The organism is Streptomyces lanatus (assembly GCF_014655715.1).
Lineage (GTDB): Bacteria > Actinomycetota > Actinomycetes > Streptomycetales > Streptomycetaceae > Streptomyces > Streptomyces lanatus.
On the sequence record NZ_BNBM01000003.1, the window covers coordinates 255,226 to 277,410 of the forward strand.

Below are 22,185 nucleotides of genomic sequence, written 5' to 3' on the forward strand. Positions count from 1 at the left end.
GGCGCTAGGCGGCCGGCTCCGCTCCGTCGATGGATTGCCAGAAGTCGGCGACGGCTTGTGCCGTGCGCAGGGGCTGGTCGGCGTTGGGGGAGTGCTCGGCGCCGGGGACGACCGTGCGGTGGGCGTTGAGCCGTGCGGCCATGTCGTCGAGGACCGGGACCGGCCAGGTGTCGTCGCTGGCGCCGGACAGGACGTGGAACGGGAGCGGGAGGGCGGCGAGTTCGTCGACCCGGTCCGGCTCCGTGGTCAACTGACGTCCCGTGGCGAGGAGTTGGGCGGGCTTGGTGCCGAGCCAGCGGCGGCGCAGCAGATCCGGGCCTCCGATGCCCTTGGCCGGGCCGCCGACCTCCTCGGGCGGGCCCATCGCCAGGATCGCCTCCCAGGTCTCGGCCATCGTCATCACCGCGAGCGCGTCCCTCAGGAGCTTCACGCGCTGCTGCTGGGATTCGGAGATCTGGGCGGGGCCCGACGCCATGAGGGTGAGTGACCGGAACGGCGTGTGGTCGAGGAGTACGGCCGCGCGGGCGATCTGGCCGCCGAGGGAGTGGCCGAGGAGGTGGACCGGGGTGTCGCCGTCGCCGCCGAGAGCCGCCGTCTGGGCGAGGACGTCCTTGGCCAACTCGCCCCGCGCGTACGCGGATTCGTCCTCCTCCGGTCCGTCCGACTCGTGCTGGCCCCGGCCGTCGATGGCGACGGTGCGGTAGCCGCGTGCCGCGAGCGGCTCGTGCATGAGCGTGAAGTCCTCCTTGCTGCCGGTGAATCCGGGGAGCAGCAGGGCGGTGCCTCGGGGGTCGACGCCGGGGGCGGCCGGGTGGTCGACGACGGCGAAGGTACCGCGGGGGGTGTGGAGGGGGTAGGCGCGTGCGTTCGGGGGTGGGGTGAAGGCGGGTTGGGTGGTCACGGGGGGAGGGTAGCTGGTGGGGGTGGCGGGGGAGCCTGGGTGGTCGGGCGCTCGGTGCCTCATGCCGGTCGGGGGTGGTGTTGCGGGAAACGCCGACGGCCCGGCCCCGCCAGAAGCGGGACCGGGCCGTCGTACGTCCTACGGGAGATCAGCCCTCCGTGGGCTCCGCGGCAGCCGTGGCCTTGCGGGTACGGCGAACCTTGGGCTTGGCCTCGGCCGTGGCGTCGGCGGCCTCCGCGGTGACCGCGGCCTTGCGGGTGCGGCGGCGGGGGGCGGGAGCCTCCCTGGCCGTCGGCTCCTGCGTGGCCTGGGCCGGGATGCCGGCGACCTCGGTGGCCTTGGCGGACGCCGCGGTCTTGCGGGTGCGGCGAGCCTTGGGCTTGGCTTCGGTGGCGTCGGCCGTGTCGACCGCGATCTCCGCCTCCGCCGTCGCTGCCGTGGCCTTGCGGGTTCGGCGCGGCTTGGCCTCGGCGGCCTCCGGCTCGGCCGCTGCCGTGGCCTTGCGGGTGCGGCGGGGCTTGGCCTCCGCGCCTTCGGCCGTGTCGACGACCGCTTCGGCGGCCGACGCCGTGGCCTTGCGGGTGCGGCGGACCTTGGGCTTGGCCTCGGTGGCCTCGGCCGTGTCCACGGCGGCTTCGGCCGTGGCCGTCGCCTTGCGGGTGCGGCGAGCCTTCGGCTTGGCCTCGGTGGTCTCCGGCTCCTGGGCCGTCTGGGCCGGGATGTCGGTGACCTCCGGCTCGGCCACGGTCGTGGCGGCCTTGCGGGTGCGGCGGACCTTGGGCTTGGCCTCCGCGGCCTCGGCCGTGTCGACGGCGGCTTCGGCGGTGGCTTCTGCGGTGGACGCCGCGGTCTTGCGGGTGCGGCGAGCCTTGGGCTTGGCTTCGGTGGCCTCGGCCGTGTCGACCGCGGTCTCCGCCTCCGCCGTCGCTGCCGTGGCCTTGCGGGTCCGGCGCGGCTTGGCCGCGGGGGCTTCCTCGGTCTCCGCGACCTGCGGTGCCGTGGTCGCTGCCTCGGTGGTTTCCGTGACCGGCGTGACCTCCGCCGTCTCCGCCGACTTGCGGGTGCGGCGACGGCGCGGCTTGGCCGCGGTCTCCTCGGCCGTGTCCAGGGACGGGCCCTCGGCCGTCGTGACGGCCGCCTCCGCGCTCTGGGCGGGAGCGGTCGTCAGGGTCGGCTCCGGCGCCGCTCCGCCGCGGGTGCGGCGACGGCGGCGCGGGGTGCGCGCGGCGGTGACCGACTCGGCCGGGGTGGCCTCGGTGGTCTCCTCCACGGTCTCGGCACCGGTGGCCGGCGCCGACGTCGCGTCGAGGGTGCTTCCGCCGCGCGTACGGCGACGGCGACGCGGCGTACGCGCCGAGCGCTCACGGTCCGACGAGGACGAACGGGACTCGTCCCGGCCGCCCCGGCCACCGCGACCGCGCGCACCACGGCCGCCGGTCTCGCCGAGGTCCTCGACCTCCTCCGCCGCCAGCCCGGCGCGGGTGCGCTCCGAGCGGGGCAGAACACCCTTGGTGCCGGCCGGAATCTTCAGTTCCTCGAAGAGGTGCGGGGACGTGGAGTACGTCTCCGGCGGGTCGTTGAAGCTGAGCTCCAGCGCCTTGTTGATGAGCTGCCAGCGCGGGATGTCGTCCCAGTCGACCAGCGTGATCGCCGTACCCGCGTTGCCCGCGCGGCCCGTACGGCCGATGCGGTGCAGGTACGTCTTCTCCTCTTCCGGCGACTGGTAGTTGATGACGTGGGTGACGCCCTCGACGTCGATGCCGCGGGCGGCGACGTCGGTGCAGACGAGGACGTCCACCTTGCCGTTGCGGAAAGCACGCAGCGCCTGCTCGCGGGCGCCCTGGCCGAGGTCGCCGTGGACCGCGCCGGCGGCGAAGCCGCGCTGCTGGAGCTGGTCGGCGAGGTCGGCCGCCGTGCGCTTCGTACGGCAGAAGACCATGGCCAGTCCCCGGCCGTCGGCCTGCAGTATGCGCGCGACCATCTCCGGCTTGTCCATGTTGTGCGCGCGGTAGACGAACTGCGCGGTGTTCGCGACCGTCGCGCCCTCGTCGTCCGGCGCGGTGGCGCGGATGTGCGTGGGCTGCGACATGTAGCGGCGCGCGAGACCGATGACCGCGCCCGGCATGGTCGCCGAGAACAGCATGGTCTGGCGGCGGGCCGGCAGCATGTTGATGATCTTCTCGACGTCGGGCAGGAAGCCCAGGTCGAGCATCTCGTCGGCCTCGTCGAGGACGAGCGCCTTGATGTGCTTGAGGTTGAGCTTCTTCTGGCCCGCGAGGTCCAGCAGTCGGCCCGGGGTGCCGACGATGACGTCGACGCCCTTCTTCAGGGCCTCGACCTGCGGCTCGTAGGCACGGCCGCCGTAGATCGCGAGGACGCGGACATTGCGCACCTTGCCGGCGGTCAGCAGGTCGTTGGTGACCTGGGTGCACAGCTCGCGCGTGGGGACGACGACGAGCGCCTGCGGGGCGTCGGTGAGCGCCTCGGGCTCGGCGCGGCCGGCCTCGACGTCGGCGGGGACGGTGACGCGCTCCAGGAGCGGGAGACCGAAGCCCAGCGTCTTGCCGGTGCCGGTCTTGGCCTGGCCGATGACGTCCGTGCCGGAGAGGGCGACGGGGAGGGTCATCTCCTGGATGGGGAAGGGGTTGACGATGCCGACGGCCTCAAGGGCCTCGGCGGTCTCGGGAAGGATTCCGAGCTCTCGGAAAGTCGTAGTCAGGGTGCTGCCTCTTCTGTGTGCGCGGTGCGAGGCGAGCGCGGGGGTCTTTGACGGACCGTGCCGGGGACGTCGGCTGCCATACGGATTGGCCGTAGGACACGGGACCACTGCCGACGCTCTAGCGCTCGTACCGCTGAGGGTGTCCCTCCGGTCGTCGTACGCACTGTGCCGTACGACCGAGGAGGGCTGTCGGGTCGGAGCCGATCGGGCCACCGACCGGGCATCCTCATAACGTGCGGCCCGTCGAGATACGTCTGAGTACTCAGCGGGCGCATTACCACCATACCCCGGAAACGCGCACATGCGATGGCCGAATTGGTCACGTAGTCGGCGTCACAGTGATTGACCAGGGACTTCCGTGACACGGCGAGCGGGCTATTGTGCGCTTCATGACGACGCCTGACAACACCTCTGACGCCTCCGACACCGCCGTCGAACACACCGGGGTCGCCGCCCAGGACTGGGCCACGGCCTCCGCCGATCCGCAGTACCGGGCCGCTGTCGTGGACCTGCTCGGCGCGCTGGCCTATGGGGAGCTGGCGGCGTTCGAGCGCCTCGCCGAGGACGCCAAGCTGGCGCCGACGCTGGCGGACAAGGCGGAGCTGGCGAAGATGGCGTCGGCCGAGTTCCACCACTACGAGAAGCTGCGGGACCGGCTGACGGAGATCGGCGCCGAGCCGACGCAGGCGATGGAGCCGTTCGTCGCCGCGCTGGACGGCTTCCACAAGCAGACCGCGCCGTCGGACTGGCTCGAGGGGCTCGTCAAGGCCTACGTCGGCGACTCGATCGCCAGCGACTTCTACCGGGAGGTCGCGGCCCGGCTGGACTCGGACTCGCGGAGCCTGGTGCTGGCCGTGCTCGACGACACCGGGCATGCCTCGTTCGCCGTGGAGAAGGTGCGGGCCGCGATCGACGCCGATCCGCGGGTGGGTGGGCGGCTGGCGTTGTGGGCGCGGCGGTTGATGGGGGAGGCGTTGTCGCAGTCGCAGCGGGTGGTTGCCGATCGGGATGCGCTGTCCACGATGTTGGTGGGTGGGGTCGCGGACGGGTTCGATCTTGCCGAGGTCGGGAAGATGTTCTCGCGGATCACTGAGGCGCATACGAAGCGGATGGCTGCGCTGGGGTTGGCGGCGTAGGTTTCTCGCCCCCGCCGCCCCTACCCATTCCCGTCCCCCGGGGGCTGCCGCCCCCGGACCCCCGTTGTCGGCCCTGAACGGGCCTCGTCCTCAAACGCCGGACGGGCTGGAGGATCACCGGCGTCGGCTGGAATGTCACCGGCGCGGGCTGGAGGGCACCGACATCGGCTGGAAGCCACCGGCGTCGGAAGATCACCGACGTCAGTTGTCCGGCGGCCGCCGGTCCTCCTGGTCTACGCGGTCGCCGAGTGGCGGCTGAGTCTTCCCGCCGGGCGGACCAGCAGCGACAGGGAAGCGGCCGAGACGATCGCCGCGCCGATCAGGATCACGAAGAGGTTGCCGAAGTCGAGCGCCGTATGCGTGATGAAAGCGCCGAAGAGGCCACCGGCGACACCTGTCGGGAGGACCAGCGAGCGGGCGGGCAGCCGGTGCGGCAGGCGGCGTGCGGCAGCCCATGCCAGGGCCAGGCCGAGGATCGCGGAGCTGATCGCTTCCAAGAGCATGTTGGGGTCCCTCCCACATGGCCGGCCTGCTCGAAACGGTCGTAGCCCGTCATACCCCTGACCTGCGGAATCCAATCCTCCTCTGTGAACGGGCTGTGCTCCATTTGTGGAGAGGCGGGAGGGGTGGGAGGGACGCAGAACGGGAGGGCCCGGCGACCAGGTCGCCGGGCCCTCCCGTCATGTCTGCCGCGTGGGCGCCTCGCTACAGCGCGCCGAAGCCCACCTTGCGCGGAGCCGGCTCGCCGAGCTCCACGTACGCGAGGCGGTCGGCCGGGACGAGGACCTTGCGGCCGTGCTCGTCCACGAGGCTCAGCAGCTGTGTCTTCCCGGCCAACGCCTCGGACACCGCCCGCTCGACCTCCTCGGCACTCTGACCGCTCTCCAGAACGATCTCGCGGGGCGCGTGCTGCACGCCGATCTTGACCTCCACGGCTATGTCCCTCCGACGGTCAGTGAAGTGCGCGTCCTTCCGCGCCGTACCCAGCACACATTAGCCCGGTGAGGGGACGTACACGCTCCGCCCAAGAACGCCAGGAGCGAACAGCGGGCGGGAACAAAGGAGCGGTCAGTGTTGCTCGGCGCCGTGCAGCGGGAAGCCGGCGATGCCGCGCCAGGCCAGGGACGTCAGCAGCTGCACCGCCTGGTCGCGCGGGACGCTGCGGTCGCTGTGCAGCCAGGAGCGGGCCACGACCTGGGCGAGGCCGCCGAGGCCGGAGGCGAGCAGCATCGACTCCGCGCGCGAGAGGCCGGTGTCCTCGGCGATGACGTCGCAGATCGCCTCGGCGCACTCGTTGGTGACCTTGTCGACGCGCTCGCGCACGGCCGGCTCGTTCGTCAGGTCCGACTCGAAGACCAGACGGAAGGCGCCGCCGTCGTCCTCGACGTACGCGAAGTACGCGTCCATCGTGGCCCGTACGCGCTGCTTGTTGTCGGTCGTCGACGCGAGCGCGCTCCGTACGGACTGGATCAGGGACTCGCAGTGCTGGTCCAGCAGGGCGAGGTAGAGATCGAGCTTGCCCGGGAAGTGCTGGTAGAGCACCGGCTTGCTGACGCCGGCGCGCTCGGCGATGTCGTCCATCGCGGCAGCGTGGTAGCCCTGCGCGACGAACACCTCCTGGGCCGCGCCCAGGAGCTGGTTCCGTCGGGCACGGCGCGGCAGGCGAGTGCCCCGCGGGCGTGCCGCCTCTGTCTGCTCGATGGCTGTCACGCCGCCTCCCAATGTCGTCCACATGCGGTGTGCGCCGCGCGGCCATCGTACTTTTCGGTAACCCTGGTGTGCGCGGTGCGAGCGCAGAATTTCACGGACCGGACGGTGACGAAAGTCGCGCGGATGGTTTCAAACCGGGGCGCAACGGGCAGCAAGCCGCCTCTTTCCTGCTCAGCGGCGCACTACTGATCGTCTCCGGCCGTTTCTGATCGTCCGTCCCGGTGGTTCGTCAGCGGTAGTCGTCCTCGTCGATGGATACGACGCGTGCCTGCTCGATCAGATCGGCCTCGTTCGCCCGGTCCTGATCGGCGCCGGTCATGGGGTCGTCGCGGTCGCGCCTGACGTCGGCCTGCTGCTCCGCCGCGTCGGCCGGGGGTGCCTCGACGTCGAACTCCTCGGACTCGTCGGTGTCCTCGTCCACGAACGTGTCGGGGTCGGTCGGATCGACGGCCATGGTGGGCTCCCTTCCTGGAGCGTCCCGGGGGCGCTCTCGTCCCTGGGTGAAGCGGGGGTCCACCTCCGGGTGCCCTGCGTATGAGCCTAGGAGACACCGGTTCGGGATGCTATGTGGCGTACGGGGGATCGTCCGGCTGGGTGGCTGTCGAGCCGGGCGATGCCATTTATGTGTCGCGTGTGACGGCGAACACATGAACCACTGCGTGATCGTCTCGTAACATTGCCGCATGTCTTCGACCGAGCTCCCCTCAGCGCCGGCCGCCAGTGTGCTCCCCAAGGTGGCGACCGTCAGGGTCGCGGACGGCGAGCGCCTGCGATCGGTCGGACTGCCGGGGATCACGCTGACGGTCCGGTCGAGACAGCCCGCGCGCGAAGGGCTGCCGCCCGCGCTCTACGTCCATGGACTCGGCGGCTCCTCGCAGAACTGGTCGGCGCTGATGCAACAGCTCGACGGAGACGTCGACTGCGAGGCCGTCGACCTGCCGGGCTTCGGCGACTCGCCGCCACCGGACGACGGCGACTACTCGATCACCGCGCACGCACGCGCGGTGATTCGCTATCTCGACGCCTCCGACCGCGGCCCGGTGCACCTCCTGGGCAACTCGCTCGGCGGAGCGGTCACCACGCGCGTGGCCGCGGTCCGTCCCGACCTCGTCCGTACGCTCACCCTCGTCTCGCCCGCCCTGCCCGAGCTCCGCGTCCAGCGCACCGCCGTACCGACGGCACTGCTCGCGGTGCCCGGAGTGACGTCGCTCTTCACTCGGCTCAGCCGGGGCTGGACGGCCGAGCAGCGCGTCCGCGGGGTGATGAACCTCTGCTACGGCGACCCTGGGCGGGCCACGCCGGAAGGATTCCGCAACGCCGTCGAGGAGATGGAACGACGGCTTCAACTGCCGTACTTCTGGGACGCCTTGACGCGTTCCGCGCGCGGGCTGGTCAACGCGTACACCCTCAGTGGTCAGCACGCGCTGTGGCGCCAGGCCGAGCGGGTGCTCGCACCGACGCTGCTCATCTACGGCGGCCGCGACCAGCTCGTCGGCTACCGCATGTGCCAGAAGGCCGCCCGCACGTTCCGTGACTCCCGTCTGCTGAGCCTGCCGGAGGCTGGGCATGTGGCGATGATGGAGTATCCGGAGCATGTCGCCCGCGCGTTCCGGGACCTCCTTGAGGACACGGGCACCGGGGCGGGCGAGCCGGCTGTCAGGGATGTCGCCGGGGTCGGCAGTGCCGGTGACGGTGCCGTGACCGAGAACGCCGGGAGCTGAGGCGCGACGTGGGACGCCACAGCCGCCGCGGGTCGACCGCCAAGCGGGACACCGCGGACACGACAGCACGACAGGGCACTCAGGGCACCCGGGGAGGACAGCCGGAGCCAGGGGCTGGTTCCGGGCAGCGGGGGCCGTCCGCGCCGGGTACGGGGCCCGGCAGGGTTCCGGGGGCACGGCCCGGTGCGGCGCCGGGTCCGGGGCCGGGTACCGGCCAGGGTGGATGGCCTCAGTCCGGTGGGCCCGGGGGACGGCGAATACCGGGTCAAGGGCCTGTTCCTCGGCAGGGGATGCCGACAGGGGGCGCACCGGCGTACGGCGGGCGCGGCTTTCCTGACGGCACGCCGGCTCAAGGGATACCGCGGCTGCCTGATGGCACGCCCGCGCGTGGTTTCCCGGGGGTGGCTGATGGGACCCCGCCGCATGGCTTCCCGAGGCTGCCTGATGGCACCCCCGCCCATGGCTTCCCGGGTGTGCCCGGCGGCACCCCGCCGCACGGCTTCCCTAGGCTCCCCGACGGCACGCCCGCGCGTGGGGTCCCCCGTTTCCCGGACGGCACGCCCGCGCGCGGTGTCCCCCGCCTCCCGGACGGCACCCCCGCGCAAGGCATCCCCCGCTTTCCCGACGGCACCCCCGCCCACGGCACTCCCCGCGCCCGTGGCAGCCACCCCGAGCAGCGTGAACCCGGTGGTGGCTGGGGTGACTTGAGGGGCCCGGCACAGGGCGCCTACGGCGCTTCCGTGGCCGCCGGTGCTCCGCCCGCGACCGGCGTTCCGTTGCCGCGGCCCCGGCGGGCGCCGCGTTCCGAGGGGCCCCGGCAGGATTACCTCGACGCATTCGAGCGGGGCGTCACGGACGGCGACGATGTCGACGTTTTCGCGCCCCGTACGTCCGAGGCGGCGCACGCTTCCGACCCGTACGCCTCCGTCGCCGACTGGGACACCAGGCCGGGCGTGGGTGTCGCGGACGACACCGAGTTCGACGACGACGCCCCGCCGACCGGTGAACCCGCGCAGACTCAGGGCGGCAAGGGGCGGGCCTTCACCGGTATCGCCGCTGCCGCCGTCGTCACCGTGCTGGCCGTGGTCGTCGCCGGTCAGGTCGCGAAGGGGCGGGACGACGGCGACGTACAGTCGCAGTCCACCACCGACCAGGCGCGGGACGCCCGGGACTCGGCCTCGCTGCCGGACGGACAGCCGACGCCGTCCGGTGCGCCGGGCGCCGTCCCGCTGACGTACGCGCAGAAGATGGCCGCGACGTATCCGCTCGGCGCCACCCTCAAGGGCTCGGGGGAGTTCGAGGCGATACAGGGCGTCGACAAGGCGCCCGGCACGGGGCGGAAGTTCACCTATCGCGTGGACGTCGAGAAGGGGCTCGGGCTCGACGGCGAACTCTTCGCGCAGGCCGTGCAGAAGACGCTCAACGACGACCGCAGCTGGGCCCACAACGGCGCCTACACCTTCGAGCGCATCTACACCGGCAAGCCCGACTTCGTGATCACGCTGGCCAGCCCCGGCACCACCGCCGACTGGTGCGCCAAGTCCGGACTCGACACCACCGAGGACAACGTCTCGTGCGACTCGGCCTCCACCGAGCGCGTCATGATCAACGCCTACCGATGGGCGCAGGGATCGAAGACGTACGGCGACGACCGCATCCTCGAGTACCGGCAGATGCTGATCAACCACGAGGTCGGCCACCGGCTCGGCTACGGCCATGTGACCTGCGACAAGGACGGCGAGCTCGCCCCGGTCATGCAGCAGCAGACCAAGTTCCTCGACCACGACGGGATCCACTGCCGACCCAACCCCTGGGCGTACCCCGGGAGTTGACGGGTGACTCATATGTCACATTGACATGTGCAGCGAGATCATCCATATTTCTGCACATGTCGTCCCGTCACGCCTCCACTCGCGCCGCCATCGAGCTGGCGCTCATCGGCGTGACCGCTCTGTGCGTGGCCGACATTCACTGTCGCTGACGCTCGCCCCTGGCGTTCGCGTCGCGATTCTCCTTCCATTCCGTGGCTCGGTCACGGCTCGTTGACGACCCGACGCCGGGGGCAGACGTCTGCCTGTTTCCGTCTCACTCCGCGTCATTCCGTATCGCCATTCGAGACAGCGGTACGGCATCCATCACTCCGAGAGGTCGTCTCCGATGCGTCAACCGTCCGTCATAGCGCGCCGCGTGGCCGCGGCATCCGTCAGCCTGGTCGTGGCAGCGGGCGCCGCCGCCTGCGGCCCTGAGGACAACGATGCCAAGGGCTCCGGCGGCGACTCCACGCCCCACAAGGGCGGCACGCTCACGGTCCTCAACTCCAACCCCCAGCAGGACTTCGACCCCGCTCGCCTCTACACCTCCGGCGGCGGCAACGTCCCCTCCCTCGTCTTCCGCACCCTCACCACCCGCAACCGCGAGAACGGCGAGGCCGGCGCCAAGGTCGTCCCCGACCTCGCCACCGACACCGGGCGCCCCAACAAGGACGCCACCGTATGGACGTACACCCTCAAGGAGGGCCTGAAGTACGAGGACGGCAGCCCGATCACCTCGGCCGACATCAAGTACGGCATCGAGCGTTCCTTCGCGCCCGAGCTGTCCGGCGGCGCCCCCTACCTGCGGGACTGGCTGGTCCGCGCGGCCGACTACCAGGGGCCGTACAAGGACAAGGGGGACACGAAGGGGCTCTCGGCGATCGAGACACCGGACGCGCGGACGATCGTCTTCCATCTCAACAAGCCCGAGGGCGAGTTCCCCTACCTGGCCACGCAGACGCAGTTCACGCCCGTCCCGAAGGCCAAGGACACCGGTACGAAGTACGAGCAGCACCCGCTCTCGTCGGGGCCGTACAAGGTCGTCAGCAACGAGAACGACGGTGAGCGGCTCGTCCTGGAGCGCAACACCCACTGGTCCGCCTCGACGGACGCCGAGCGCAAGGCCTACCCCGACAAGATCGACGTACGGTCCGGGCTCGACTCCTCCGTGATCAACCAGCGGCTGTCGTCGTCCCAAGGGGCGGACGCCGCCGCGGTCACCACGGACACCAACCTCGGCCCGGCCGAGCTCGCCAAGGTGACCGGCGACAAGGAGCTGGCCGCGCGGGTCGGCACCGGTCACTTCGGCTACACCGACTACATCGCCTTCAACCCGACGATCAAGCCGTTCGACAACGCCCAGGTGCGCCAGGCGATCTCGTACGCCATCGACCGGTCGTCGGTCGTCAACGCCGCCGGCGGCTCCGCGCTGGCCGAGCCCGCCACCACCTTCCTGCCGAACCAGAAGTCCTTCGGCTACACCCAGTACGACCACTTCCCGGCGGGCGACGCCGGTGACGCGGCCAAGGCCAAGGAGCTGCTGAAGGAGGCCGGGTACGCGAAGGGGCTCACCGTCACCCTGACCCATTCCAACGCCAAGGACTTCGAGACCAGCCCCGAGATCGCGACCGCGATCCAGGACGCGCTCAAGAAGGCCGGCATCACGGTCAGGCTCCAGGGTCTGGAGGAGAACGACTACTCCGACAAGATCCACAGCGTGAAGAGCGAGCCCGGGTTCTTCCTCGCCCACTGGGGTGCCGACTGGCCCTCCGGCGGTCCCTTCCTCGCCCCGATCTTCGACGGCCGGCAGATCGTCAAGGACGGCGCGAACTTCAACACGGGTCTGCTCGACGACAAGTCGGTCAACGCCGAGATCGACGCGATCAACAAGTTGACCGATCTGGACGCCGCCGCCAAGCGGTGGGGTGCGCTGGACGCGAAGATCGGTGAGCGGGCGCTGACCGTGCCGCTGTTCCACCCCGTCTACAAGCGCCTGGTCGGCGGTGACGTCAAGAACGTCGTGATCAGCGACTGGACCGGCGTTCTGGACATCTCCCAGGTCGCGGTGAAGTAGCGCCGTGAGTGAGGCAGTTCTCGCCGTCGAGGCTCCCGGGGTGTCCGCCCCGGGGGCCTCGGGGGCCCGTCAGTTCTGGCGGCGGCTGCGCACGCAGCGTGCCGCCCTGGTCGCGGCGGTCGTCGTCGCGCTGCTCGTCCTGGTCGCGCTCGCCGCACCCCTGCTCACCGCGATCGAGGGCCAGGATCCGACCACCTATCACCCGTCCCTGGTGGACTCCGCGCGCGGGGGCGTGCCCATCGGCTCCTTCGGAGGCGTGAGCGCCGACCACTGGCTGGGCGTCGAACCGCAGACCGGGCGGGACCTGTTCGCCCGGCTCGTGTACGGCGCCCGGGTCTCCCTCGGCGTCGCGCTGGCCGCGACCGTCGTCCAGGTCGCCATCGGCGTCGTGGTGGGCGTCGCGGCCGCGCTCGGGAGCCGCCTGGTCGATCAGCTGCTCAGCCGGTTCACCGACGTCATCGTCGCCATGCCGCTGATGATCATGGCGCTCGCGCTGCTGGCGATCGTGCCGTCGAGTTTCCCGCGGCCCGTGCTGGTCGCCCTGGTCATCGGGCTGATCGGCTGGGGCAGCATCGCGAAGATCGTGCGTGCCCAGACGCTCACCCTCAAAGGGCTCGACTACGTCGCCGCGGCCCGGCTCAGCGGCTGGGGCACCTGGCGGATCGCCCGCCGCGAGCTGCTGCCGGGCATCGCCGCGCCGGTCATCACCTATGCGGCGCTGCTCGTCCCGGTCGACATCACCGTCGAGGCCGCCCTGTCCTTCCTGGGCGTCGGCGTGAAGCCCCCGACGCCGTCCTGGGGACAGATGCTGACCGCGGCCGACGTCTGGTACCAGGCCGCCCCGCAGTACCTGCTGCTGCCCGCCGGAGCGCTCTTCGTGACCGTCCTCGCCCTGACCGTCCTCGGCGACGGCGTGCGCACGGCGCTCGACCCCCGAGCGGCGTCCAGGCTGCGCGTCGGCACCGGCCGCAAGAGGGAGGCCAAGGCATGACCGGCTTCCTCGCGCGCCGGGTGCTGGGCGCCGTCATCACCCTGCTTGCCATCTCGGTGATCGTCTACGTCGTCTTCTACGTCACCCCCGGCAACGTCGCCCAGATCACCTGCGGCCCCCGCTGCTCACCCGCCCAGGTCCAGCAGGTCGCCGGGCAACTGCACCTGGGCGACCCGCTGTACGCGCGCTACTGGGACTTCCTCCAGGGCCTGGTCGCCGGCCAGGACTACTCCACGGGCACGTCCGTGCAGCACTGCTCGGCGCCCTGCCTCGGCCTTTCGTACCAGAGCGACCAGCAGGTCACCGCGCTGATCCTGGCGAAGCTCCCGGTCAGCCTGTCGCTCGTCTTCGGCGCGATGGTGCTGTGGCTGATCCTCGGCGTCGGCACCGGCGTCCTGTCCGCATGGCGACGCGGCCGTCTCACCGAGCGGCTGCTGACCGGCATCACGCTCGCAGGCGTGGCCACCCCGGTCTTCGTCATCGGCCTGCTCCTGATGATCGTCGTCTGCGGGCAGCTCCAACTGCTGCCGTTCCCGCAATACGTCGCCTTCACCGACGACCCCGAACAGTGGGCGTGGAACCTGCTGCTGCCCTGGCTCTCGCTCGCCCTGATCGAGGCCGCCGCCTTCGCCCGGCTGACCAGGGCGTCGATGCTGGAGACGCTGGCCGAGGACCACATCCGCACCTTCCGGGCCTACGGCGTCGGCGAACGGTCGGTCATCGGGCGGCACGCGCTGCGCGGGGCCCTCGCGCCCGTCATCGCCCTCAACGCCAACAACTTCGGCAGCGCGGTCGGCGGCGCGGTACTCACCGAGACACTCTTCGGCCTGCCCGGCATCGGGCAGGAACTGGTCCACGCCGTCAAGGTGGTCGACCTTCCGGTCGTCGTCGGCATGGTCCTGGTCATCGGATTCTTCGTGGTCGTCGCCAACGCCGTCGCGGACTTGCTGTACGCGGTGGCCGATCGACGGGTGGTGCTGGCATGAGCGATGTGACGACTGTTCCTGGGCGGAGCCTGGTCGAAGTCGGCGACCTGACCGTCGACTTCGGCGACCTGCGCGCCGTCGACGGCCTCACCTTCCGGCTGGAGCGCGGCGCGGCCCTCGCCCTGGTCGGCGAGTCCGGCTCCGGCAAGTCCACGGTCGCCTCGGCCCTGCTCGGGCTGCACCGGGGCACGGGCACGCGCGTCGGCGGCTCGATCGACGTCGCCGGAACCGACGTACAGGAGGCGTCCGACGAGGAACTGCAGCGGCTGCGCGGCGGCAGGGCCGCGATGGTGTTCCAGGACCCGCTGTCGTCCCTGGACCCGTACTACGCGATCGGCGACCAGATCGCCGAGGTGTACCGCGTGCACGCGCGTGCCTCGCGACGAGCCGCACGCGCGCGTGCCGTCGAGGTGCTGGACCGGGTCGGCATCCCGGACGCGGCCCGGCGCTCCCGGTCGCGCCCGCACGAGTTCAGCGGCGGCATGCGCCAGCGCGCGCTCATCGCCATGGCGCTGGCCTGCGAACCCGATCTGCTGATCGCCGACGAGCCGACGACAGCACTCGACGTGACCGTGCAGGCCCAGATCCTCGACCTCCTGCACACGCTCCGCGAGGAGACCGGCATGGGGCTCCTGCTCGTCACGCACGACGTCGGGGTCGCCGCCGAGAGCGTCGACGAGGTGCTGGTGATGCGGCACGGGCGGGCAGTGGAGCAGGGGCCGGTGGCCGAGGTGCTGGGGGCGCCCGCGCGGACGTATACGCGGGAGCTGCTGGGTGCCGTACCGAGGGTGGATGCGCCGCGCGAGGTCCGTGCGGCGGAGACCGTCGGGGAGGTCGTGCTGGAGGCGACCGGCCTCCGGCGTGAATTCGGGCGCGGGAAGCGGGCGTTCACGGCGGTCGACGACGTCTCGCTGACCATCCACCGCGGCGAGACCCTCGGCATCGTCGGCGAGAGCGGCAGCGGCAAGACGACCCTGGGACGCATGCTGGTCGGGCTTCTGGAGCCGACGGCCGGGGAGGTCCGGTACGACGGGCACGCGCGCGTGGACGTGGATCCGGCCGTGCAGATGGTCTTCCAGGACCCCGTGTCCTCCCTCAACCCCCGCCGCACCGTGGGCGAGTCGATCGCCGACCCGCTCCGCGCGCGAGGCGAGCGCGACGAGGGGCGCATCCGGGGGCGCGTCAGAGAGCTGCTGGAGCGCGTGGGGCTCGAAGCGGCGCACTACGACCGCTATCCGCACGAGTTCAGCGGCGGCCAGCGCCAGCGCGTCGGCATCGCACGGGCGCTCGCGGCCGACCCGCGCATCATCGTCTGCGACGAGCCCGTCTCCGCGCTGGACGTCACCACGCAGGCCCAGGTCGTCGCCCTGCTGGGCGAGTTGCAGCGCGAACTCGGACTCGCTCTCGTCTTCGTCGCCCACGACCTCGCCGTCGTACGTCAGGTCAGCGACCGGGTCGCGGTGATGCGCCGCGGCCGGATCGTCGAGGAGGGCCCCGCCGACGAGGTGTACGACAACCCGCAGGACCCGTACACCAAGCAGCTCCTGGCCGCCGTACCGGTACTCGATCCCCGGATCGCGGCCCAGCGGCGGGCCGCAAGGCGGGAGTTGGCGGCGGTGTGACCCTCCGGTCCGTCAGCGCGGTCCAGGTGTGACGATCCGTGCGTGTTTGATCTCCTAGCGCGACGGAACGCGACCCGCACGGGAAAGTTACGACCGTTCACCCCTTTTGGTGGTGCGATGGACAACCGTCCGTCGCGCCACCGCCTTGTCCGCATACGTTCGTCCCGCTGCGAGCCGCCGGGGGAACGGCGGCTCCCCTTATGGGAGATCGGGGGTGTACTCGTGCGCATCGGACTGATTACGGAGGGCGGCTATCCGTATGTGAGCGGTGACGCCAGACTCTGGTGCGACCGGCTCGTACGCGGGCTGGAACAGCACGAGTTCGACATCTACGCGCTCAGCCGCACCGAGCGCCAGGAGGACGAGGGCTGGGTCCCGCTGCCGGCGCAGGTCAGCCGAGTGCGCACCGCGCCGATGTGGGCCGCCGAGGACGACGGAGCGGGGTACGGGCGTCGCGCGCGCCGACGGTTCGCCGAGCACTACGGCGAGTTGGCGGCCGTGCTCTGTGCGGGGGGCCTCGCAGAAGCCCCGGAGGATGGGTCCGCACTTGAGGCGGACCGTTTCGGCAACGCGCTGTACGGGCTCGCCGAACTCGCCCGCGACGAGGGCGGCCTGGTGGGAGCGCTCCGTTCGGAGGCCGCCGTACGCGCTCTGGAGCGCGCCTGTCGGTCGCGGGGCGCGCTCCGGGCGGCGCGCGAGGCGCGCGTACCCGATCTGCTGACGGTCGCCGCGCAGCTGGAACACGCCCTGCGCCCCCTCTCGCTCGACTGGTACGAGGACGACGGCCTGGGCGCGGCCGACCTGTGCCACGCCACGTCCGGCGGCCCCGCGGCCCTGTCCGGCCTGCTCGCCCACCACTTCTGCGACGTACCGCTGCTGCTGACCGAGTACGGCGTGCGGCTGCGCACGCACTACCTGGCCGCGCCCGACGCCTCACCGGCCGTACGGGCCCTGCTCGCCACCTTCCACGGCCGGCTCACCGCCGAGGCCTACTCCCGGGCCGCCCTCATCACCCCCGGCAACGGCCACGCCCGCCGCTGGCAGGAACGCTGCGGCGCCGACCGTGCGAAGCTGCGCACCGTCTACCCCGGCATGGACGCCTCCCGCTTCGCGGACGTCGGCGAGAGCACGGATTGCGCGGACCCGGACTCGCTGGTCTGGGTCGGCCGCGTCGAACCCACCAAGGACCTGGTGTCGTTGCTGCACGCCTTCGCCGAGGTCCGCAAGGAGGAGACGAAGGCACGCCTGCGGATCGTCGGCACCCCTGCCGGTTCCGAGGGTGCCGCCTATCTCGGCCACTGCAAGGCCCTGGCCGCGCAGCTCTTCCCCGACGAGGCCGAGGGCCCGCACACCGTGGGCGACAACCCGGTGTCCTTCGAGGAGATCGGCGACCCGGAGCTCCTGTCCCTGGCCGACGCGTACGCCTCGGGCGCCGTGACCGTCCTGTCCAGTGTCGTCGAGGGCTTCCCCATCGGCCTCGTCGAGGCCATGCTCTGCGGTCGCGCGACGGTGTCCACCGACGTCGGCGCGGTGGTGGAGGTCATCGGCGGCACCGGTCTCGTCGTACCGCCGCGCAACCCGAGGGCCCTCGCGGAGGCGTGCGTCGCCCTGCTGCGCGACCCGGAGCGCCGCGAGCGCCTGGGCGCGGCGGCACGCGCGCGTGCGCTCGAACTGTTCACCGTCGAGCAGAACGTCGCGGCGTTTCACGGCATTTACCTGGAGATCGTCTCGCGCACCCCGGTCCGCCGAGTCGTCCTCGACGACTCCGGAGACCCCCTGCCCTTCGCCGTCCCCGCCGAGGCCCACGTCCCCGGCCGCTGGACCGAACGGCCCCATGGCCTGGTCGCCCGAGGCGGGCCGGCCCGCCCCCAGGGGGCGCCTGTACGCGCCACCACGATCCCGGCGACGGGGGGTGCCCGATGAACGGCCTGGACGGAGGGCGCCCGATGAACGGTCTGGACGGAGGGCGCCCGATGAACGGCCTGGGAGGACTGGATCGCCCCGGGGCCCCGACGAGTGCCGGGGCGTGGGACGAACGGTCGGGGGAGTGGCTGGACGACCATGACGATGCGGCCGGCGCGCCGGCCGGGCTTGCTGGGGAGCGGGCGTCTGAGGATCGGGTGTCTGCAGATCGGGGGGCCGTGGTTGGAACCTCGGTGGACGGGACCTCGGTGGACCGAGCCTCGGCTGCCCGCCCCGATCGCCCCGCCCGCCGAACCGGCGCCGACCCGGTGAAGGCCCTGATGCATCGCCACCGTGAGCTGTGCGAACGCGCGGTGGACCCTCTGGACATCGCGGCCGGCCTGGAGGCCCACGGCATCACCGACCGCACGGCGGCACGCTTCCTGCACCGGGACGTCTTCTCCCTCGCCGAGGAGATGTACGCCCGAACACCCCGGGACGGTGAGGAACCCCCGGGCACCCAGCCCCTGACCCCTCCCCGCGCCCGCCCCGACTGGATCCTCCTCACCCTCCTCCCCGGGGCACTCTGCGCGGCGACGGTGACCGGCCTGCACCTCACCCACGGCCAGTCCCGACTGATCACGGCCGCCGTGGGAACCCTCGTCGTGACCCTCGCCCTGCGCGCGGCCGTGGCCCGAGGCCCCCTAGCCGGCCGGCACATCACCCGCCCGACCGCCACCCGGATCGGCTGGCTCATCGCCTACGCCCTCCTCGGCGACGGCCTCCTCCGAGCAGCCGCCACCGGCGGCCCCGACGCCCTCCCCACCGGCACCGCCCAGGGCCCATGGCCCCTCACCGTCGCGCCCGTCCTGGCCCTGGCCCTGTCCTGCGCCCCCGCGGCCTGGTGCGCCCACCTCCTCGCCGTACGGGCCCGCCACAGACTCTCGGCCAGCCGAGCCCTGAAGGACTTCGCCACCTCCGCGAAACCCCTGCTCCTGGCCACGCTCGCCCTCTACCTGGGCGCCCTGACGGCCCTGCTCACCCTGACCGGCACCACCCTCCACGAGCCCGCCGCCTACCCGCAGACCCTCACCCTGGGCGCCCTGCTGCTCCTGGCCCGCCTCCTCACCGCCCACGGCTTCACCCAGGCCCCCGCACTCGTCCTCACCGCGGCAGCCTCAGCCGAGGCAACGGCCCTCGCGACCCTCTTCGCCGCCCGCCTCCCCGGCTGCGCGCGACTGGCGACGCCCGTCCAGTCCCTCCTCGACATCTGGGGCCCGGCGGCCATCCCCACGATCGCCTGCGGCACGGGCGCGCTGACGCTCCTGCTGCATGCGATGCGCACGCTGACGAGGGCATCGGCCCACGCACCCCAGGACCACCCGTGTTGAGGGGCAGGCCCCCTCGTCCCTCCTATCCGAAGCCACAGAAGCCACAGAAGTCACGGAAGCTGCAGAAGCCCTCGAAGGAGACCCCCAAATGATCACCTCCCGACCCGATCACCCCTCGGCCCCGGGAGCCGCCCGATGAGAGTCCTACTGATCGGAGCCAACGGCTACCTCGGCCGCTTCGTCGCGGACCGCCTCCTCGCCGACCCCGCGGTCCAACTCACCGCACTGGGCCGAGGTGATGACGCCGACGTCCGCTTCGACCTGGCCTCCGGCAGCCCCGGCGCCCTCACGCGCTTCCTGGACGCGGTCCACCCCGGCGTGGTCGTCAACTGCGCCGGTGCCACCAGGGGCGGTGCCCGCGAACTCACCCGGCACAACACCGTCGCCGTCGCCACCGTCTGCGAGGCCCTGCGCCGCAGCGGCTGCGGCGCCCGCCTCGTCCAGATCGGCTGCGGCGCGGAGTACGGCCCGAGCCAGCCCGGCTCCTCCACGGCCGAGGACTCCGTCCCCCGCCCCGGCGGCCCGTACGGCGTCAGCAAACTCGCCGCCACCGAACTGGTCCTGGGTTCCGGCCTGGACGCCGTCGTGCTGCGCGTCTTCTCACCCGCGGGCCCCGGCACCCCCGCCGGCTCCCCCCTCGGCCGCCTCGCCGAGGCCATGCGCCGCGCCATGCAGTCCGGCGACGGCGAGCTGAAACTCACCGGCCTCGGCGCCCAACGCGACTTCATCGACGTCCGCGACGTCGCCCGCGCCGTCCACGCCGCCTCCCTCTCCGCCGCGCAGGGCGTCATCAACATCGGCTCCGGCCGCGCTGTCCGCCTGCGCGACGCCGCCGCCATCCTGGCCCGCGTGGCCGGTTACGGCGGCGCCCTGCACGAACTCGACGGCCCCCCGGGACCGTTGCGCCCCTCCATCGGCCACCCCCGAGCCGACTCGGACCACGCGATCCACGCGGCCCACCCGGGAGTGCACACGGTCCATTCCGGAGCGCACGCGGCCCACACCGCCCACACGGCCCCCGTCGCCTACCCGGACGGCTGCGGCAGCTGGCAGCAGGCCGATGTGCGCACCGCCCGCGACCGCCTCGGCTGGCGCCCGCGGATCAACCTCGAGGAGTCTCTGGGCGACATCTGGATGGAGGCGGCATGCCGTATCTGACCGGCGCCCGATCGACTTCGCCGAACACGAGCACCGCCCTCCACACCGGCCTCGGCATCCCCGGCTATGCCCACCCCCTCCTCGCCCCCGCCGAGTGGGGCGAACTCACCCGCCCCGGCACCCCCGTGCACTGGGCCGTACTGAACGTCGCCGACGGCCCCGGCGCCCGCCCAGACCCACACTGCCTGGAGACCGCGGGAAGGCTCCACAACGCCGGAGTACGCGTCCTCGGTCACCTCGACGCCGCCGCCCTCGACCGGGCCCACCTCGGCACGGTCCACGGAGCCCGCGCCTTCGGCGAGGTGATCTCCAAGGCACACCGCTACATCGACTGGTACCGCGTGGACGGCTTCCTCCTGGACCGCTGCCCGACCGACGGCACCGCTCTGCCCGAGGTCCTGCGCACCGTCACCACACTCCGTGCGCTGCGTGACAAGGCCCACATCGTCCTGGGCCACGGCACCCACCCGCACCCCGGCTATGCCGACTGCGCCGACCAGCTCGTCACCTTCTCCGGAGCGTGGCGCGACTACCGCTGGTCGCAGGTCGCGGAGTGGACGGCGGACTATCCCCCCGACCGCTTCTGCCACTTCGTCCACGGAGTGCCGCTCGGCCATCTCGACGAGGCCCTGCGCATCGCCCGTTGGCAGGGCGCCGCGACGATCTGGTTCACCGACCACACGGACCGCGGCGGCCGCGCCGACCCCTGGGAGACACTGCCCGGCTACTGGGACGAAATCGTCTCGCGGATCGGAACAGGTGTCTCGGAATGAAAAAGGCCATGGCACTGTTACCAGGAGAACAAATGTAGTGATCGACCGACCAACGGAGTCCCCGTGTCGCTGCCACCCCTGGTCGAGCCGGCCCCCGAGCTCACCGTAGACGAGGTTCGCAGGTACTCCCGCCACCTGATCATCCCGGATGTCGGGATGGACGGGCAGAAGCGGCTGAAGAACGCCAAGGTGCTGGCCGTGGGCGCCGGAGGCCTGGGCTCGCCGGCGCTGATGTACCTGGCCGCCGCCGGTGTCGGGACCCTCGGCATCGTGGAGTTCGACGAGGTGGACGAGTCGAATCTGCAGCGCCAGATCATCCACAGCCAGTCCGACATCGGCCGCTCCAAGGCCGAGTCCGCCCGCGACAGCGTCAAGGGCATCAACCCGTACGTGAACGTGATCCTTCACGAGGAGCGGCTCGAGGCCGACAACGTGATGGACATCTTCAGCCAGTACGACCTGATCGTCGACGGCACGGACAACTTCGCGACCCGCTACCTGGTCAACGACGCCTGCGTGCTGCTGAACAAGCCGTACGTCTGGGGCTCGATCTACCGCTTCGACGGCCAGGCATCGGTCTTCTGGTCCGAGCACGGCCCCTGCTACCGCTGCCTCTACCCGGAGCCCCCGCCCCCCGGCATGGTTCCCTCCTGCGCCGAGGGCGGCGTCCTCGGCGTGCTGTGCGCGTCCATCGGCTCCATCCAGGTCAACGAGGCCATCAAGCTCCTCGCGGGCATCGGTGAGCCGCTGGTCGGCCGCCTGATGATCTACGACGCCCTGGAGATGCAGTACCGCCAGGTCAAGGTCCGCAAGGACCCGAACTGCGCGGTCTGCGGCGAGAACCCGACCGTCACCGAGCTCATCGACTACGAGGCCTTCTGCGGCGTCGTCTCCGAGGAGGCCCAGGAGGCCGCCGCCGGCTCGACGATCACTCCCAAGCAGCTCAAGGAGTGGATCGACGACGGCGAGAACATCGACATCATCGACGTCCGCGAGATCAACGAGTACGAGATCGTCTCGATCCCCGGCGCGCGTCTGATCCCGAAGAACGAGTTCCTCATGGGCACGGCTCTGGAGAGCCTCCCGCAGGACAAGAAGATCGTCTTGCACTGCAAGACGGGTGTCCGCAGTGCGGAAGTCCTCGCGGTCCTGAAGTCCGCGGGCTTCTCCGACGCCGTGCATGTCGGCGGCGGCGTCATCGGCTGGGTCAACCAGATCGAGCCGGACAAGCCGGTCTACTGAGCGCACGCCCTCACCGGTAGGGCGAGTCAGGCTCCAGCGGCGGGGGGG

The 22,185-nt window shown here is 71.7% G+C and carries 19 protein-coding genes; 13 read left to right on the plus strand and 6 right to left on the minus strand.

Annotation, left to right across the window (positions count from 1 at the left end; all coding sequences use genetic code 11):
* Nucleotides 1-4: 4 nt before the first annotated feature.
* Nucleotides 5-901: an alpha/beta fold hydrolase gene (locus IE325_RS10155; protein ID WP_190069457.1), complete on the minus strand. Its 897-nt coding sequence runs from the start codon at nucleotides 899-901 to the stop codon at nucleotides 5-7.
* Nucleotides 902-1,049: 148 nt separating this feature from the next.
* Nucleotides 1,050-3,527 carry a DEAD/DEAH box helicase gene (locus tag IE325_RS10160; RefSeq protein ID WP_190069458.1) on the minus strand — a complete coding sequence of 826 codons (2,478 nt, stop codon included), beginning with the start codon at nucleotides 3,525-3,527 and terminating at the stop codon, nucleotides 1,050-1,052.
* A 482-nt stretch (nucleotides 3,528-4,009) separates the two neighbouring features.
* On the opposite strand from IE325_RS10160, the gene IE325_RS10165 reads away from it, so the two are divergent.
* A complete protein-coding gene (locus IE325_RS10165) occupies nucleotides 4,010-4,756 on the plus strand; it encodes a ferritin-like fold-containing protein (protein WP_229911740.1) in 747 nt (248 codons plus the stop codon).
* Nucleotides 4,757-4,989: 233 nt separating this feature from the next.
* On the opposite strand, the gene IE325_RS10170 is transcribed toward IE325_RS10165, so the two are convergent.
* From IE325_RS10170 to IE325_RS10185, 4 genes are all read right to left on the minus strand, one after another.
* Entirely contained in the window at nucleotides 4,990-5,259 is a 270-nt protein-coding gene (locus IE325_RS10170; RefSeq protein ID WP_190069460.1) for a hypothetical protein, read from the minus strand.
* 202 nt (nucleotides 5,260-5,461) lie between these two features.
* Nucleotides 5,462-5,689 (minus strand): DUF3107 domain-containing protein, encoded by a 228-nt coding sequence (locus tag IE325_RS10175; RefSeq protein ID WP_147993573.1) that lies wholly within the window; start codon nucleotides 5,687-5,689, stop codon nucleotides 5,462-5,464.
* A 135-nt stretch (nucleotides 5,690-5,824) separates the two neighbouring features.
* Complete coding sequence (locus IE325_RS10180; RefSeq protein ID WP_190069461.1) at nucleotides 5,825-6,466, minus strand: TetR/AcrR family transcriptional regulator; 642 nt, start codon at nucleotides 6,464-6,466, stop codon at nucleotides 5,825-5,827.
* 229 nt (nucleotides 6,467-6,695) lie between these two features.
* Nucleotides 6,696-6,920 carry an Rv3202a family protein gene (locus tag IE325_RS10185; protein WP_190069462.1) on the minus strand — a complete coding sequence of 75 codons (225 nt, stop codon included), beginning with the start codon at nucleotides 6,918-6,920 and terminating at the stop codon, nucleotides 6,696-6,698.
* Between the two features lie 229 nt (nucleotides 6,921-7,149).
* Between IE325_RS10185 and IE325_RS10190 the strand changes: the two genes are divergently transcribed.
* The 12 genes from IE325_RS10190 (at nucleotide 7,150) to moeZ (ending at nucleotide 22,137) form a co-directional block, all read left to right on the plus strand.
* Nucleotides 7,150-8,187: an alpha/beta fold hydrolase gene (locus tag IE325_RS10190; RefSeq protein ID WP_190069463.1), complete on the plus strand. Its 1,038-nt coding sequence runs from the start codon at nucleotides 7,150-7,152 to the stop codon at nucleotides 8,185-8,187.
* A 290-nt stretch (nucleotides 8,188-8,477) separates the two neighbouring features.
* Entirely contained in the window at nucleotides 8,478-10,019 is a 1,542-nt protein-coding gene (locus tag IE325_RS10195; protein ID WP_190069464.1) for a DUF3152 domain-containing protein, read from the plus strand.
* A gap of 56 nt (nucleotides 10,020-10,075) precedes the next feature.
* A complete protein-coding gene (locus IE325_RS47000; protein WP_312025441.1) occupies nucleotides 10,076-10,168 on the plus strand; it encodes an Ms4533A family Cys-rich leader peptide in 93 nt (30 codons plus the stop codon).
* A gap of 176 nt (nucleotides 10,169-10,344) precedes the next feature.
* Nucleotides 10,345-12,072, plus strand: a complete 1,728-nt coding sequence (locus IE325_RS10200) for an ABC transporter substrate-binding protein (RefSeq protein ID WP_190069465.1) — start codon at nucleotides 10,345-10,347, stop codon at nucleotides 12,070-12,072.
* 4 nt (nucleotides 12,073-12,076) lie between these two features.
* A complete protein-coding gene (locus tag IE325_RS10205; RefSeq protein WP_190069466.1) occupies nucleotides 12,077-13,063 on the plus strand; it encodes an ABC transporter permease in 987 nt (328 codons plus the stop codon).
* Complete coding sequence (locus IE325_RS10210; RefSeq protein ID WP_190069467.1) at nucleotides 13,060-14,049, plus strand: ABC transporter permease; 990 nt, start codon at nucleotides 13,060-13,062, stop codon at nucleotides 14,047-14,049. Before IE325_RS10205 ends, IE325_RS10210 begins: the two co-directional genes overlap by 4 nt.
* Nucleotides 14,046-15,671 carry a dipeptide ABC transporter ATP-binding protein gene (locus tag IE325_RS10215; RefSeq protein ID WP_190069468.1) on the plus strand — a complete coding sequence of 542 codons (1,626 nt, stop codon included), beginning with the start codon at nucleotides 14,046-14,048 and terminating at the stop codon, nucleotides 15,669-15,671. The genes IE325_RS10210 and IE325_RS10215 overlap by 4 nt, the downstream gene beginning before the upstream one ends.
* A gap of 222 nt (nucleotides 15,672-15,893) precedes the next feature.
* Entirely contained in the window at nucleotides 15,894-17,594 is a 1,701-nt protein-coding gene (locus IE325_RS10220) for a DUF3492 domain-containing protein (RefSeq protein ID WP_229911741.1), read from the plus strand.
* A gap of 50 nt (nucleotides 17,595-17,644) precedes the next feature.
* Entirely contained in the window at nucleotides 17,645-18,964 is a 1,320-nt protein-coding gene (locus IE325_RS10225; RefSeq protein WP_190069470.1) for a subtilase-type protease inhibitor, read from the plus strand.
* A gap of 135 nt (nucleotides 18,965-19,099) precedes the next feature.
* The gene (locus tag IE325_RS10230) at nucleotides 19,100-20,122 is read left to right on the plus strand and encodes an NAD-dependent epimerase/dehydratase family protein (RefSeq protein ID WP_190069471.1); all 1,023 of its coding nucleotides are present in this window, start codon (nucleotides 19,100-19,102) and stop codon (nucleotides 20,120-20,122) included.
* Nucleotides 20,110-20,895 (plus strand): spherulation-specific family 4 protein, encoded by a 786-nt coding sequence (locus IE325_RS10235; protein ID WP_190069472.1) that lies wholly within the window; start codon nucleotides 20,110-20,112, stop codon nucleotides 20,893-20,895. Before IE325_RS10230 ends, IE325_RS10235 begins: the two co-directional genes overlap by 13 nt.
* Nucleotides 20,896-20,958: 63 nt before the next feature.
* The gene (gene moeZ, locus IE325_RS10240) at nucleotides 20,959-22,137 is read left to right on the plus strand and encodes an adenylyltransferase/sulfurtransferase MoeZ (protein WP_190069473.1); all 1,179 of its coding nucleotides are present in this window, start codon (nucleotides 20,959-20,961) and stop codon (nucleotides 22,135-22,137) included.
* Nucleotides 22,138-22,185: the final 48 nt, after the last annotated feature.